The organism is Caulobacter sp. P4_E5, assembly GCF_056401555.1.
In genome coordinates, this window is the sequence record NZ_JBFUJD010000107.1 from 1 (window position 1) to 14,119 (window position 14,119).

Here is a 14,119-nt window from a genome sequence, read left to right on the forward strand (position 1 = left end):
GTGGACATGAATGCGGGCTACCAGCTGGTGGCGGGCGAGGGCGGCTGGAACCTCAGTCGCACCGACACGCGCGGCGCCGAGGGCTGGACGTCGGGCCGGCTGGTCTTCGACGACGCCCCGCTGAGCGTGATCGCCGCCGAGCTCAATCGCTATTCCGTCCAGCCGATCGTGGTGGCCCCCGAAGTGGCCGAGCGGCGCATGAGCGCCGTCCTGCCGTCGTCCGATCCGGACGCCTTCATCGCCTCGGCCGAAGCGCTGGGCCTGGCGCGCCGGGCGCCGGGCGCGCGCTACGCTCTGGCGGGGCCTTAAGCGGGCGGCCTGAAGTTTTTTCGTCCCGTCGCTGAGGTGTTTCGACGGAGCCGACTCTAACCCTGAAACGGCAGCCAACATGCCGTGGGGAGGGAACCAAGATGATGCACCGTTCAAGGGGCGGCGTCGCGCCGTGGCTGATGGGGAGCGCCCTGGCGGCGCTGGTCGCGACCGCGGCCCATGCCGAGGCGCGGAGCTACCAGATCAAGTCCCAGGACCTGGCGCGGGCCCTGAAGGAATTTGGCCTGCAGAGCGGGCGTCCGATCTCGTTCACGGACGATCGCGTCCGCGGCCGCCGCTCGGTCGAGGTGGTCGGGACTTATGACGACGAGGCGGCGCTGCGCCGCCTGCTGCGCGACGCCGGCCTGACGTTCGTCCGCGCCCAGAACGGCTTCGCGGTGGTCCGGGCCGACGCGCCCGAGATGATCAAGGTGGCGACCCAGGCCGCCGCGCCGGCGGCGACGCCCGCCCAGGTCCGGGCCGGGGCCGCGCCCGAGCCGATCCAGGTGGAGKAGGTCGTGGTCACCGCCCAGCGCCGCGCCGAGACCGTGCAGTCGGTGCCGCTGGCGGTGTCGGCCGCGACCGGCGAGTCCTTGGCCAAGCAGGGCGTCAAGAACATCGTCGACCTGTCCAGCCAGGCGCCCAGCCTGCAGATCAGCAACGGCGGCGGCGGCAACGCCCAGGTGTTCATGCGTGGCGTGGGCAGCACCAACACCACGGTGGTCGGTGACCCGGCGGTGGCCGTGCACGTGGACGGGATCTACGTCTCGCGCGCCAACGCGATCAGCGGGCTGTTCTACGACCTCGACCGGGTGGAGGTCGTGCGCGGCCCCCAGGGCACGCTCTATGGCCGCAACGCCACGGCCGGGGCCATCAACATCATCACCAACGCCCCCAAGCACGTCTACGAAGGCGCGCTGGACGTCGAGGTCGGAAACTACGCCGCCCTGACCACGAGCGGCATGGTCAATGTGCCGCTGGGCGACGCCCTGGCCGTGCGCGCCGCGTTCCAGACCACCCGCCACGACGGCTATCTGAAGGCGGTGAACAAGGGCCCCGGGACCGGCGGCAACGACCGCAACGACCAGGACGATTCCTCGGCCCGGCTGTCGGTGCTCTACCAGCCCAATGAGCGGCTGAAGATTCTGGTGCGCGGGGACTATATGCATCGCGGCGGGGCCGGCTTCTCCGACGTGGCCTTTCCGCTCGAAACCGGCGACCCCTACGCGACCTACGCCAAGGTCAACATCTCGCAGGACAACAGCTTCAAGAACCTGACGGTCGAGGCCAACTACGATTTCGACTGGGCGACCCTGACCTATCTGGGCGGCCATCGCGAGATGGACGTCAACACGGTCACCGAGAACCTGGCCTCGGACAATCACCGCCCGACCTACCAGACGCAGGACAATTGGAGCGAGACCCAGGAGCTGCGCCTAGGCGCCGACAGCGGCAAGCTCAAGTGGGTGACGGGTCTCTACACCTTCAAGGAAAAGAGCGCGACCGACACCCGCATCCTGCAGGCCAACGGCAACTATCTGGCGTTCTTCCAGCCCTACATCTTCTCGCGGTCGGTCGCCGCATTCGGCCAGGCGACTTATTCGGTGACGGAGAAGCTGAGGCTGACCGCCGGGGCGCGCTACACCCACGACCACAAGGGGCGCAACGGCAACACCTATCTGCTGAAACCGGACTTCTCGATCCTGTCGCTGGTGGTGCGCAATCTGTCCGACGAGACCTGGAACGCGACCAACTGGAAGCTGGGCCTGGACTACGATCTGAGCGACACCTCGATGCTCTATGCCCAGGCGTCCACGGGCTACAAGGCCGGCGGCTATTTCGACGGCCTGCCGCCGAACGCCTACGAGCCCGAGCACATCACCGCCTACGAGATCGGGTCGAAGAATCGGTTCCTGGACCGCCGGCTACGCCTGAACGTCGCCGGTTTCTACAACGAGTACCGCGACCTGCAGGTCTCGGCGGTCGAGAACATCGCCGGCCAGAACGCCCTGGTGACCCGCAACGCCGGCAAGGCGGTGATCTACGGCGTCGAGGTCGAGAGCGACTTCAAGTTCACCCGCGCCGACGTCGTCGACCTGAACCTGTCGTGGCTGCACGCCCGCTACGAGACCTTCGTGCTGCCGCTCGGGGACCCGTTCGTCAACTACGCCGGCAACGCCTCGGTCGATCGCTGCTACACGGCCAACTACGCCGCGCCGTCGCCGCGCGCGGGCGACTTCGCCGGCTGCCACATGGCGCGGACCCCGACTTGGAGCCTGACCGCCGGCTACGCCCATACCTTCGAACTGGCCAACGGCGCCAACCTGACCGGCCGGGTGCAGAGCCACTACGAGAGCGAGAAGGAGCTCGAGTTCCACGGCTTCGCCAGCAACCGGCAAAAGGCGTTCACCAAGACCGACCTGTCGCTGACCTATGCCAGCGGCGAGGGGCGGTGGTCGCTGATGGCCTATGTCCGCAACCTCGAGGACAAGGCGGTTCGCACCAATTCCAACGCCAACGCCACGACCGGGGTCACGACCAACGGCACGGCGTTCTACGCCCCGCCCCGCCTGTACGGCCTGCGGCTGTCGGCGAAGTTCCACTGACGACGCCTGGGCGCCCGCCGACGCGCGGGCGCCCGATTTCCCCGGATTGGTGACGTGAGGCGTTCGATGAAACACAAGGCGATCTGGCTGATCGGCGCGGCGGCCCTGGCGCTGGCGTCGCCGTCCCTGGCTGGCGAGGTGACCGGCAAGGTGGTCGGGCCGGACGGCGCGGCGGTGGCCGGCGCCAAGGTGGTGATCAACGACTTGCTGCGCGGCGACACGACCGGGCGGGACGGGGCGTTCGACCTGCCACGGTTGCCGGCGGGACAGTACGAGGTGCTGGTCACGGCCATGGGGCTGGCGAGCGCGCGCCAACAGGTGACCGTGCCCGAGACCGGCCGGGCCAGGCTGGACGTCGCGCTACGGCCCAACACGGCCCTGGCCAAGGCGGCGGCGATCAACGCCGAGCCGGCGCCCGAGCACCTGGCCCAGAAGCAGGCCTATCTGTCGGCGATCCGACCGGTCGCCGGGCGGGCGCCCAACATCGTCGTGCTGCTGTTCGACGACCTCGGCTACGGTGACCTGTCCTCGTACGGCAATCGCCTGATCAAGACGCCCAACATCGACGCCCTGGCGACCAAGGGCGTGAAGCTGACCCAGTTCTATTCGGGCTCGCCGGTCTGCACGCCGTCGCGGGCGGCGCTGCTGACCGGGCGCTATCCGACCCGCTCGCGGGCGGCCAACCACGTCTTCTTCCCGAGCGACAACCCGATGGCGCGGATCCGCCGCTCGGCCGGCTACGCCAACGCCCTTCCCGCCGACGAGATCCTGCTGCCCGAGGTGCTGGCGCGGGCCGGCTACCGGACCGGGGCCTTCGGCAAATGGCACCTGGGCGACACGCCCGGCCATCGCCCGACGGACCTGGGCTTCCAGGACTATTTCGGCGTGCTCTACAGCAACGACATGGCGCCGCTGCCGATCCTTCGCGGGACCAAGGTCGATACGCCGGCCGACAAGACCGATCAGCGCACCCTGACCGAACGGTTCACCGACGAGGCGATCGGCTTCATGCGGGCCAGCGCCGGCCAGCCGTTCTTCGCCTATGTGCCGTACACGGCGCCGCATCTGCCGCACTATCCCAACCCGAAGCACCAGGGCGTCTCGGAAGGCGGCGTCTACGGCGACGTGGTCGAGGACCTCGACGCCAATGTCGGCCGGATCATGAAGGCCATCGACGACCTGGGGATCGCCGACGACACCATCGTCGTCGTGACCAGCGACAACGGCGGCGACCAGGGCGGCAGCGTCGGCGACCTGCGCGGGCGCAAGGGCGAGACCTACGAGGGTGGCATGCGCGTGCCGGGCTTCGTGATCTGGCCGGGCAAGACCAAGCCCGGGACCGTCAGCGAGGCGATGGCGATGAACATCGACCTGTTCCCGACCTTGCTCGGGATCTTGGGGATCGCCCCGCCGGCCGACCGCGTCATCGACGGCCGGGACATGGCCGGCCTGCTGGCGGGCGGGGCCTCGCCGCACGACGTCCTTTACTATGTCACGGCCTATTCGGGCGAGTTCCAGGCGGTGCGCGACGCGGACTTCAAGTACCGCACGGTGATCGCCGAGAAATGGCCGCTGGCCCCGACCGGGACCGCCGCGCCCTATGGCGCCCGGCCAGCGCTGTACCGCCTGAACGGCGACAACGAATCCCACGACGTCAGCGCCAAGCATCCCGCCGCGGCCAAGCGCCTGGCCGGGCGGCTGGCCGCCTTCCGCGCCGAGGCGGAAGCCAATCCGCGCGGCTGGGCGACCAAGCTCGCCGCCAGCGCCCAGGAGCGCCCATGACCAAATCGCTGATCTCCGCCGCGCGCGCCTTCGCGACGGCGCTGCTGGCCGCGGCCTGGGCGTGCGCCGCCCGCGCCGAGCCGCCGCCGGCCACGAGCCCCAACATCGTCTTCATCCTGGTCGACGACCTGCGCTACGACGCGATGGGCTTCCTGACGCCGGGGCTGAAGACGCCCAATATCGACTTCCTGGCTAAGAACGGGGTCTATTTCCCCAATGCCGTGGTGACCTCGTCGCTGTGCTCGCCCAGTCGGGCGACCATCCTGACCGGGATGACCGCGCGCAATCACGGGGTCATCGACAACAACAATTCGTCGGAGGCCGGGCTGACCTTCTTTCCCAAGTACCTGCAAGGCGCCGGCTACCAGACCGCCTTCGTCGGCAAGTGGCACATGGGCGACGCCAGCGACGGGCCCCGGCCGGGCTTCGACCATTGGGTCAGTTTCCTGGGTCAGGGCAACTATCTGCCGACCGACGGCCTGTCGCCCCAGCAGGTGGCGGCCGGACAGCGCAACATGCTCGATGTCGACGGCAAAGCCGTGGCCCAGAAGGGTTACATCACCGACGAACTCACCGACTATTCGATGGACTGGCTGGAGCACGGTCGCGACAAGTCCAAGCCGTTCTTCCTCTACCTGTCCCACAAGGCCGTGCACTCCGAGATCAAGGCGCCGGAGCGCTATGCCGACCAGTACAAGGATCTCGACATCAAGCTGCCGGCCAGCATGGCCGACACGCCGCAGAACAACCGCGGCAAGCCGATCTGGGTGCGCAACCAGCGCAACAGCTGGCATGGCGTCGACTACTTCTACAACCAGGACAGGCCGCTGAAGGAATACATGCGCGAGTACTACCGCGGCCTGAGCCCGGTGGACGACAGCGTCGGGCGGGTGCTGGCCTATCTGCGGGCCAACCACCTGGAGGACAACACCATCATCGTGTTCTTCAGCGACAACGGCTTCCAGTTCGGCGAGCACGGCCTGATCGACAAGCGCGACGCCTACGAGGCCTCGATCCGGGTGCCGATGGTCGCCTACGCGCCGGGGCGGTTCCCGAAGGGCGCGGTGGTCGAGAGCCGGGTCCGCAACCTCGACCTGGCGCCGACCTTCCTGGACGCCGCCGGCGCGGCGCGGCCGGCCCAGTTCGAGGGCCGCAGCGTCCTGCCGCTGGCTACGGGCAAGGTCAAGCCGGCGGACTGGGCGGAGGACGACTTCGTCTACGAATACTATTGGGAGTGGACGTTCCCCCAGACCCCGACCACCTTCGCCATCGAGCGCGGCCGGGTGAAGTACATCCAGTACCATGGGGTCTGGGATCTCGAAGAGCTGTACGACCTGGCCAAGGACCCCGACGAGATGAACAACCTCATCGACGACCCGGCCTATCTCCAGACCAAGATCGACCTGCGCAAGGCCCTGTTCGCCAAGCTGGCCAACGCCAAGGGCCAGCACGCGGTGCCGTTCACCGAACGCGCCAGCCAGGGCCAGGTCTTCCGAAGCCTCGATGGGGCCAAGGCCGCCGAATTCCCCCAAACGTGGCTGCGGCCGGCCAATCCGGTCGATCGCTTCAATGGGCTGTTCCCCGACTCGCCGGCCAAGCTGGAGGCCGAGAAGAAGGGCCAGCCCTACTTCCCTCGGCGGCAGTAGGCGGAGCGGACATGAGCGGGGCGCCGGCGACGTCGGGAATGATCAGGATCGAGGGGCGCGACTTCGCCATGGGGTCGGACCGCTTCTATCCGGAAGAGTCGCCGGTCCGCCGCGTGCGGGTCGACGGCTTCTGGATCGACGAGGTCCCGGTCACCAACCGGCAGTTCGCCGCCTTCGTCCGCGAGACCGGCCACGTCACCGAGGCCGAGATCGCGCCGGACCCGCGCGACTATCCGGGCATGCCCGCGTCGATGGCCAAGGCGGGATCGCTGGTGTTTCAGCCGCCGAAGGGGCCGGTGTCGTTGGACGCGCCGCTATCGTGGTGGGCCTTCACCTTCGGCGCCCACTGGCGAAAGCCGTACGGCAAGGGCAGCTCGACCCTGAACCTGCAGGACCATCCGGTGGTCCACGTCTCGTATCGCGACGCCGAGGCCTACGCCGCGTGGGCGGGCAAGTCCCTGCCGACCGAGGCCGAATGGGAGCTGGCCGCGCGGGGCGGGCTGGAGGAGGCCGAGTTCGCCTGGGGCGACGAGCTCGCGCCCGACGGGCGGATGATGTGCAACTACTGGCAGGGCGTCTTTCCRGGCCAGAACCTGCGCCTGGACGGCTTCGAACGGACGTCGCCCGTGCGCCGTTTTCCGCCGAACGGCCACGGCGTCTACGACCTGATCGGCAATGTCTGGGAGTGGACGTCGGACTGGTGGTCGCTGCCGATCCCCAAGGGGCCGGGCTGTTGCGTGCCGACGAACCCGCGCGGCGGCGCCATGGAGGGCAGCCTGGATCCGGCCCAGCCCCAGACGCCGATCCCGCGCAAGGTGCTCAAGGGCGGATCGCACCTGTGCGCCGAGAACTACTGCCAGCGCTACCGGCCCGCCGCCCGCATCCCGCAGACGGTCGAGAGCGCCACCAGCCATATCGGCTTCCGCTGTGTCGTGCGAGACGCCGCGCCTGACTGAAGACTGCCGTTTCAATGTCGATCGAACGTCACGGTCCTGGGGTTTTCTTGCCCGACGATGGCGGAGGACGGTCCGAGCGAGGCTGGCCGACGACTGGGTCGTATCGGCTAAACGACTTGGGCGCGACCTGATCTGTAGGCGCTCCCAGCCAGGACAAGGGCGGCGATGAGCAGGCCGGCGTCGACCAGCCAGGCCACTCCGTCGGCGATCCTTGCGCCGTTCGCTGTCACGTGAGCACAGACGGTGAGCGCTAGGAGGCCGGCCGTCGCGACGCGCAGCCGGATCGAAATCGCCGGGGGAGTCCAGGCGATCGCCGTGGCGCTGGCCGCCAAGGTCGCCGCGCCCCAGATCGCCACCGGCGGGGCCGGCAGCAGCAGCGCCGCCAAGGCAGAGGCGGCGTAGGCGAAGGGCTGGCTCCAGACGAAGGCGATCCAGACCCGCTCCCAGCGTGGGGCCGGGCGGCCCTTGTCGCGTCGGCGGGCCAGCCAGATCGCGACGCCGCTGGAGGTGACCGCGGTCAGGCCCAGGCCCAGCAGCAGGTAGGCGACCTTGACCGGCCAGTCGCCGAACCAGCCGAAATGCAGCGGCGTCATGGTCGACAGCACGCGCATGCCGACGCTGCCGCTCTCGTAGCCGACCTCGCCCAGCGGCTTGGCGTCGCCGCCCACCACCACCAGCTCGCCGCGCGACAGGCGGCCGGGTGTGATCAGGGAGACGCTGGCGTGCTGGCCTGTCTCGCCGGGATGTTCGATGAACAGGTAGCTGGCCCGCGCCGCCGGATAGGCGGCCTCCAGATTGGTCAGCACCTGGGCGATGTCGATGACCCGGGCGGCCGGTCGCGGATCGTCGACCACCTTGGGGCCCGCGAACAGGGCGTAGGCCTTAGCGGTGTCGCCCTTGAAGGTGGCCAGGGCCAGCACGCCGACGATGATCGTCGTCAGGCCCAGGAAGGCCCCGGTCAGCGACACCGCCAGGTGGAACGGCAGGCCCCAGACGCTGATGCGATTGTGGAGGTCGGCCTCCTGCAGGCGCTTGGACCCGCCCCAGCGCAAGGCGAAGGCGTCCTTGAAGACGCGAGGATGCGAGAGCACGCCCGACACCAGCGAGGACAGCAGCGCCACGCCGGTCAGGCCGACGATGAAGCCGCCCCAGGCGCGCGGCAGGTGCAGGACGGTGTGCAGGTCGGCCTGGAACTGGGTCCAGGGCGTCTTCTCCTCGCGGACGAGCCGCCCGGACGCGTCGGCGATCCAGGTATGCTCGCCGCCCTTGGCGTCGTCGCCATGCACGCTGAGGCGCGGATAGGCGGGCTCGGGCAGGCGAACATACAGGTCGTGGGCCTTGGAGTTCTTGGCCAGCACGGCGCGGAACGCCGCATCGACGGCCTGGGACGAGGCCTGGCTCAGGACCGGGCCCGCCGGCTGCTCCCAGCGGCCGTACTCCTGGGTGAAGACGGCGATCGAGCCGGAGAAGCAGACCAGATAGATCAGAGCCGCGAACGCCAGGCCCAGGGCCGAGTGCCCGGCCAGCATGGCGCGCACGAACTCGGCGGGGACCTTAGGCCAGATCGGCTTGCCGGGCCTGGCCGGGTTCGACGTCGTCTCGGTGGAGGCTGAGCCGTCCATCAAATCGCTCCCTTCAGGAAGGCCGCGCCCAGGGTGACGACCGCCACGCTCGAGAGCACGGCGAAGGCGCGCAGGATCTTGTCGTCCGACAGGGTCCAGGCCATGCCGCCGGCCCACAGGAACGGGACCAGCAACCCGCCGACGACCATGCGGCTCTGCACCTGACCGGGCGCGCAGATCGCCACCGCCAGGCCGCAGCCCAGCGCGGCGATCCCGGCCAGCGGTCCGGCGAGAAAGCCGCGCAGCCAGCCGCGCCAGACCACGCGTCGGCGCTCGGACGGCTCCAGGGCCAGCTCGCGCGAGACCTTCCGCTTGGCGTCGCGCCATTCGACGCCGACGGCGACCAGGGCCAGGGCCGCGGTGGAGGCTAGGGCCAGCACGATGGCCGGGCCGCGCGCGGCGCCCAGCAGGACGACGCCCAGGGCCAGGGCCAGGGCCAGCAGACCCCAGCCGCCTACGATCAGCCGGGGGCGCTGGGGCGAGACCTTCCGCCAGGCCTGGCGAAGCAGCAGGGCGCCGGCCAGGGTCACGGGGGCGAGCGCCAGCCCGACGGCGGCGTTGGGAGCCAGCGGTTCCATCACCAGCGGGTCTCCAGCGTGACGCCGACCACCCGGGGCTCGCTCAGCAGGGCGATCGGCACGTCATTGCGCTTGTATTGGCTGTAGGTGGCGTTCAGCAGGTTCTTGCCGAACACATAGGCCCCCCAGTGCTCGCGCTCGTAGCCGAAGCGGCCGTTGAACAGCACGCGGCTCTTCACCACGGCGTCGCTGGCTTGGCTGATATCGGCCTGCTGGTAGGCCTTGCCGCGAAAGCTGCCGTCCAGATGGCCGACCAGGCCGTTGGTCCAGCGGTAGTCGACGCCGGCGCTCAGGGTCCAGTGTGGCGCATAGGGGAACTCGGCCCCCGACAGGTCGGTGCTGGTCGCACCGATATCAACGCTGAAGTCGTCGAACTTGGTGCGGGTGTGGCCCAGCGAGGCGTACCAGCTCAGCGCTTCGTCGACCCGCTGGGCGACCTCGACCTCGAAGCCGTACAGGTGCGACTTGCCCGCGTTCTCGACCTGGGAATCGTAGGTGTTGAGGCCCAGATTGACGAGGACCTGCTGGTCCTTCCAGTCGACATAGAAGGCGTTGGCGTTGACCGTCAGGCCCCCGTCCAGCCAGGCCGTGCGCAGGGCGGCCTCGTAGTTCCAGGTGTATTCCTGGTCGTAGGGCGACACCCGCGAGCGGGCGATATTGACGGTCGAGCCGCCCGAGCGGTAGCCGCGCTGGGCCGTCAGGCTGGTGGAGATGTCGCCGGTCCAGTCGTACTTGACCCCGACTTTAGGCAAGAAGGCGTTGAACTTGCGGGTGGCCTTGGGCGCGGTCGAGCCGGCCTGGGCGACCATGCCGCCGACGAACTGGTTCACCAGCGTCACATAGGCGGCGAACGGGCCGAAGGCGGCCGGGTCGGGATAGGTCCCGGCGAAGGTCGCCGACTGCACGCTGCTGCTGGTGTTCTCCTCGTGGTCGTAGCGGAACCCGCCCAGCAGGCTGAGCTTCGGCGTCACGGCGAACGACCCGTCGGCGAAGAGGGCGGTGGTCTCGACCACTTCGGGCAGGCTGCCGGAATAGTCGACCGGGATCACCGGCAGGGCGGTGACATAGAGGTCGGCGAAGGCGTTCGCCTGGGCCGCGGCGGCGGCCTGTTGGGCGGGGGTCGGACCGCTCACCCCTGCCAGCAGGGTCGAGGTCAGGACGCTGACCAGGGCGGGCTTGGGGAACGGCACATTGGTGATGCTGACCGTCAGGTCCTTGGTGTCGCGTCGGGCGTGATAGAGGCCCAGCAGGCCCCGCAGCCTTTCGCCCTCGTAATTCAGCCGCAGCTCCTGGGAGGCGGTCTTGATGTTCTGGTCGCGCGTGCCGTAGGCCAGCCGGGCGGCGGTGTAGTCGGTGTCATAGCTGCCCAGCGAGTCGCTCTTGTTCCACGAGGCGAYGCCGGTCAGCGTCAGCGCGTCGTTCAGCCGGTAGGTCGTCTCGAGGGTGAAGATGTCGACCTTGGAGTCGGTGCGGGTCGGGTCGTTCGAATAGTCCAGTCGATGGTCGTAATAGTCCGGCGTATCGGTGCGGGCATAGGTGAACAGGTAGGCGGACTTGCGCTTGTTGTGGGCGTAGGTCGCCAGCACCTTGAGGCCGGGCAGGGCGATGGGGGTCAGCAGCAGCTTGCCGCGGACGCTGAGATTGTCGACCGCGTCGACGTCCTCGTGGCGCACGGGATTGTAGAGGAAGCCGTCGGAGTCCTTTTTCTCGGCGGCCAGGCGGAAGGCCAGCTGGTCGGCGATCAGCGGACCGCCGCCGGCGAAGGCGATCGCGCGCTCGTCGCCGCTGGCGACCGTGGCGCGGGCCCGGAAGCCGTAGTCGAAGCTGGGGTCCGTCGAGCGGATGATCACCGCGCCGGCCAGCGAGTTGCGTCCCTGCAGCGTCGATTGCGGGCCGCGCAGGATCTCGACCTGGCCGATGTCCCACATGTCCAGCGGACCGCTGAACACGGCCTGCTCGGGTAGGGCCGCGCCGTCGACATAGACGGTCGACAGGCCGCCGGTGCCGCCGCCTGACACGTTGCTGTTGCTGATCCCACGGATGGTGAAGCCGGTCTTGCCGTAGGTCTCGCTCATGTTGGCGGTGCGATTGACCACGTCGTAGAGCGTCTGGATGTTCTCGCGCTCGATCTTGGCGGCGGTGGTCACCGCGACGCTGGTGATCGTCTGCTGCAGGGTGCGCGACGACTTCTCGCCCGTGACGATCACCGCCTCGACCGCGGTCGACTGCGGGTCGAGGGGCGGGGGCGGGGCCGTCTCAGCGGCCGCCCCTTGGGCCAGAGCCCAGGCGCCCAGCGCGCTGGCCGTCAGCAGTCGTCGTCTCATGCGAACCCCCGTCAAGAACAGGGGGGCAGGTACTTTGTCTTAACAATGCGAGTCAATCTCATTCGCAAAGCGCACTCGCCTGTTAATAGGATCGGCGAGCGGGCGATCGTCGCGACAACGTCCGCATTCTGGCGACGGCTCAACCTTACGCGACGAACCCGCCCGAAGGCCCGATTTCCTGCGGAGCCAAGGTCCGAAATAGCGCACGCACGCCACAACGTCGGGACTGAACCGGCCAAGGCGCCAGCCGTTCTGACGGGGCGAATGGGACGGGTCGCGGATTTGCGACGCAGCTTAACTCGAGCGATCTCTTTGCGCATATGAGCCCGCGATCATCAGTAGTAGACCGTACGGTTAAGCTGAAAACAAACGATTGCAATTGAATTGCAATCGTCCTACATCGGCTATTGGTACACTCGCAGTTTCAAGCGGGGCCAATTTCCTGGGGAGGATTCATGCATAAACGCCACGCTCTTCGCGCCGCGCTGCTCGCCGGTTGCAGCTGCTTTGCCGCTCCGGTCTGGGCTCAAACGGCCGCGACGCCGCCTGCCGACACTGCCGATCAGACCGTCAGCGAAATCGTCGTCACCGGCATGACCTCGCGCAATCGCCCGCTGATCACCGCGTCGGCCGACATCACCCTGGCCACGCGCGCCGATATCGAACGTAAGGCTCCCCGCTCGACCGCCGACCTGCTCGAGATGGTGCCTGGCATCTTTGTCGAAGGCACCGCGGGTGAGTTGTCGAACAACTATTCGGTGCGTGGCCTGCAGGGTGGGGGGCAGCGCTTCATCCAGCTCCAGGAGGATGGTCTTCCGGTCATCTACCAGGGCGGCGGCGCGGACTTCTTCTTTTCCGAAGACATCACGATCGATCGAATGGAGGCGGTCAAGGGCGGCACCTCGGGCATCCTGACCGTCAACGGCGCGGGCGCCACGATCAACTTCCTGTCGCGCAAGCCCAATTTCGACAAGCCGGAAGGGATGTTGCGGGCCACGGGCTACAACTACGGCCTCAAGCGCGGCGACTTTTACTATTCCGCTCCCATTTCCAAGAACTTGGCCTTTAACGTCGGGGGATACGTCCAGAGCAGCCCCGGCGTGCGCAAGAACACGTTCGACTACGAAGGCTACCGCCTGAAGGCGATGCTGGAATATCGCTTCGACGAGGGCGGCTTTCTGCGCGTGACCGGCAAGATCGGCGACATGCAGGCCGCCTACTATGCCGACCAGCCCTATGCCTTCAACAACGGCAAACCCAGCAGCATTCCCGGGCTGGATACCCAATTCGGCAACGTCGGCGGCGACGCCTTCACCCGCATCTCCGTGCCGGTGTCGACCTTCGTCGAACGCGACGGGTTCCGTGATTTCCGCCTGAGCGAAGGCGTGCGGGTCAAGACCAAGCAACTGCGCGTCGATTTCGAAAAGCCGCTCAGCGATACGGTCGAGATCTTCGCCCGCGCCCGCTATCTGGACCTGACCGACGACTTCAACGGCCTCTTCCCCGGTTCGGGCACTGGCAATGCGGGCCTGGCCAGCGCGGTGACCTATCTGACGCGGGGCGCGGCCTCGCCGATCAACGACCTGTTGACCGCGGGAACCGCCGCCTATCCGGCCACAGTGCGTTTCGGCATCAAGAACCTGCGCACCGGCATGGTCACCGGAGCGAACGACACCGCGACCTTGAACGCTTTGAACGGCAACGGCTTCCTTCAACAGACGACGCTGAACCACGACTATCAGACGGGCCACGACTTCGGCGCCAACATCGGCACGCGCTGGGAGTACACGAGCGGTTCGTTCACGAACTCCCTGACCACGGGCGTCCAATACTACGACGTCAGCCGCAAGCAGAACCAGTCGGCGGTCGCGTCGGTGGTCAACGATGTTCGGACCAACAGCGACATCTACGACATCGTCGCGCTGGACGCCGCCAACCAGGTCATCGGAACCTTGAGCGACAACGGGATGGTGTCCTATGGCAACTGGGGCCAAGGCATGCGCCAGCGCACCGACAAGTCGCTGTCGCTCTACGCCAACGACGAGCTGGCGATCGGCGACAAGATCCACATCGATGGCGGGGTCCGCTGGGAAAGCGACAAGGCCAAGTTCCTCGACGGCAATACCGCGGCGGTCAACCAGCCGGTCCAGCCCGGCGTAGTCGGCGTGGTACGCACGGTCGGCTCGACCTTCGATGGAACCTATGCGGTGACTCGTAGGACCCAGGACAAGGTCGCCTGGACGATCGGCGCCAGCTATCTGCTCACGCCGCATTTCTCCGTCTATGGCCGCTACGC

The 14,119-nt window shown here is 68.0% G+C and carries 8 protein-coding genes and 1 pseudogene; 6 read left to right on the forward strand and 3 right to left on the reverse strand.

Annotated features, from left to right (window positions below; translation table 11 throughout):
* The 5 genes and pseudogenes from AC1DSO_RS22725 to AC1DSO_RS22745 form a co-directional block, all read left to right on the forward strand.
* Positions 1–309, forward strand: a pseudogene (locus AC1DSO_RS22725) (hypothetical protein); the annotation flags it as partial.
* A gap of 101 nt (positions 310–410) precedes the next feature.
* Positions 411–2,915 carry a TonB-dependent receptor gene (locus tag AC1DSO_RS22730; RefSeq protein ID WP_477070976.1) on the forward strand — a complete coding sequence of 835 codons (2,505 nt, stop codon included), beginning with the start codon at positions 411–413 and terminating at the stop codon, positions 2,913–2,915.
* Between the two features lie 66 nt (positions 2,916–2,981).
* On the forward strand, positions 2,982–4,697 hold the full coding sequence (locus AC1DSO_RS22735; protein WP_477070977.1) for a sulfatase-like hydrolase/transferase: 1,716 nt from the start codon (positions 2,982–2,984) through the stop codon (positions 4,695–4,697).
* A complete protein-coding gene (locus AC1DSO_RS22740; RefSeq protein ID WP_477070978.1) occupies positions 4,694–6,343 on the forward strand; it encodes a sulfatase family protein in 1,650 nt (549 codons plus the stop codon). The genes AC1DSO_RS22735 and AC1DSO_RS22740 overlap by 4 nt, the downstream gene beginning before the upstream one ends.
* A 38-nt stretch (positions 6,344–6,381) precedes the next feature.
* Complete coding sequence (locus tag AC1DSO_RS22745; RefSeq protein WP_477070979.1) at positions 6,382–7,299, forward strand: formylglycine-generating enzyme family protein; 918 nt, start codon at positions 6,382–6,384, stop codon at positions 7,297–7,299.
* A 107-nt stretch (positions 7,300–7,406) separates the two neighbouring features.
* Here AC1DSO_RS22745 and AC1DSO_RS22750 read toward each other — a convergent pair whose 3' ends face one another.
* Genes AC1DSO_RS22750 through AC1DSO_RS22760 form a run of 3 tightly spaced genes read right to left on the reverse strand, consistent with a single transcriptional unit; the run spans position 7,407 to position 11,823 of the window.
* Positions 7,407–8,921 carry a PepSY-associated TM helix domain-containing protein gene (locus AC1DSO_RS22750; protein WP_477070980.1) on the reverse strand — a complete coding sequence of 505 codons (1,515 nt, stop codon included), beginning with the start codon at positions 8,919–8,921 and terminating at the stop codon, positions 7,407–7,409.
* On the reverse strand, positions 8,921–9,499 hold the full coding sequence (locus AC1DSO_RS22755; RefSeq protein ID WP_477070983.1) for a hypothetical protein: 579 nt from the start codon (positions 9,497–9,499) through the stop codon (positions 8,921–8,923). Before AC1DSO_RS22755 ends, AC1DSO_RS22750 begins: the two co-directional genes overlap by 1 nt.
* Complete coding sequence (locus AC1DSO_RS22760; RefSeq protein WP_477070981.1) at positions 9,499–11,823, reverse strand: TonB-dependent receptor; 2,325 nt, start codon at positions 11,821–11,823, stop codon at positions 9,499–9,501. The genes AC1DSO_RS22755 and AC1DSO_RS22760 overlap by 1 nt, the downstream gene beginning before the upstream one ends.
* A 455-nt stretch (positions 11,824–12,278) precedes the next feature.
* Here AC1DSO_RS22760 and AC1DSO_RS22765 point away from each other — a divergent pair.
* Positions 12,279–14,119: TonB-dependent receptor domain-containing protein (locus tag AC1DSO_RS22765; RefSeq protein WP_477070982.1), on the forward strand; the 1,841-nt coding region annotated here is incomplete at its 3' end.

Excerpts from the sequence above, each read along its gene's own strand:
- AC1DSO_RS22735 (WP_477070977.1), top strand. The coding sequence starts at position 2,982 with ATGAAACACAAGGCGATCTGGCTGATCGGCGCGGCGGCCCTGGCGCTG.
- AC1DSO_RS22755 (WP_477070983.1), bottom strand. The coding sequence starts at position 9,499 with ATGGAACCGCTGGCTCCCAACGCCGCCGTCGGGCTGGCGCTCGCCCCC.
- AC1DSO_RS22750 (WP_477070980.1), bottom strand. The coding sequence starts at position 8,921 with ATGGACGGCTCAGCCTCCACCGAGACGACGTCGAACCCGGCCAGGCCC.
- AC1DSO_RS22740 (WP_477070978.1), top strand. The coding sequence starts at position 4,694 with ATGACCAAATCGCTGATCTCCGCCGCGCGCGCCTTCGCGACGGCGCTG.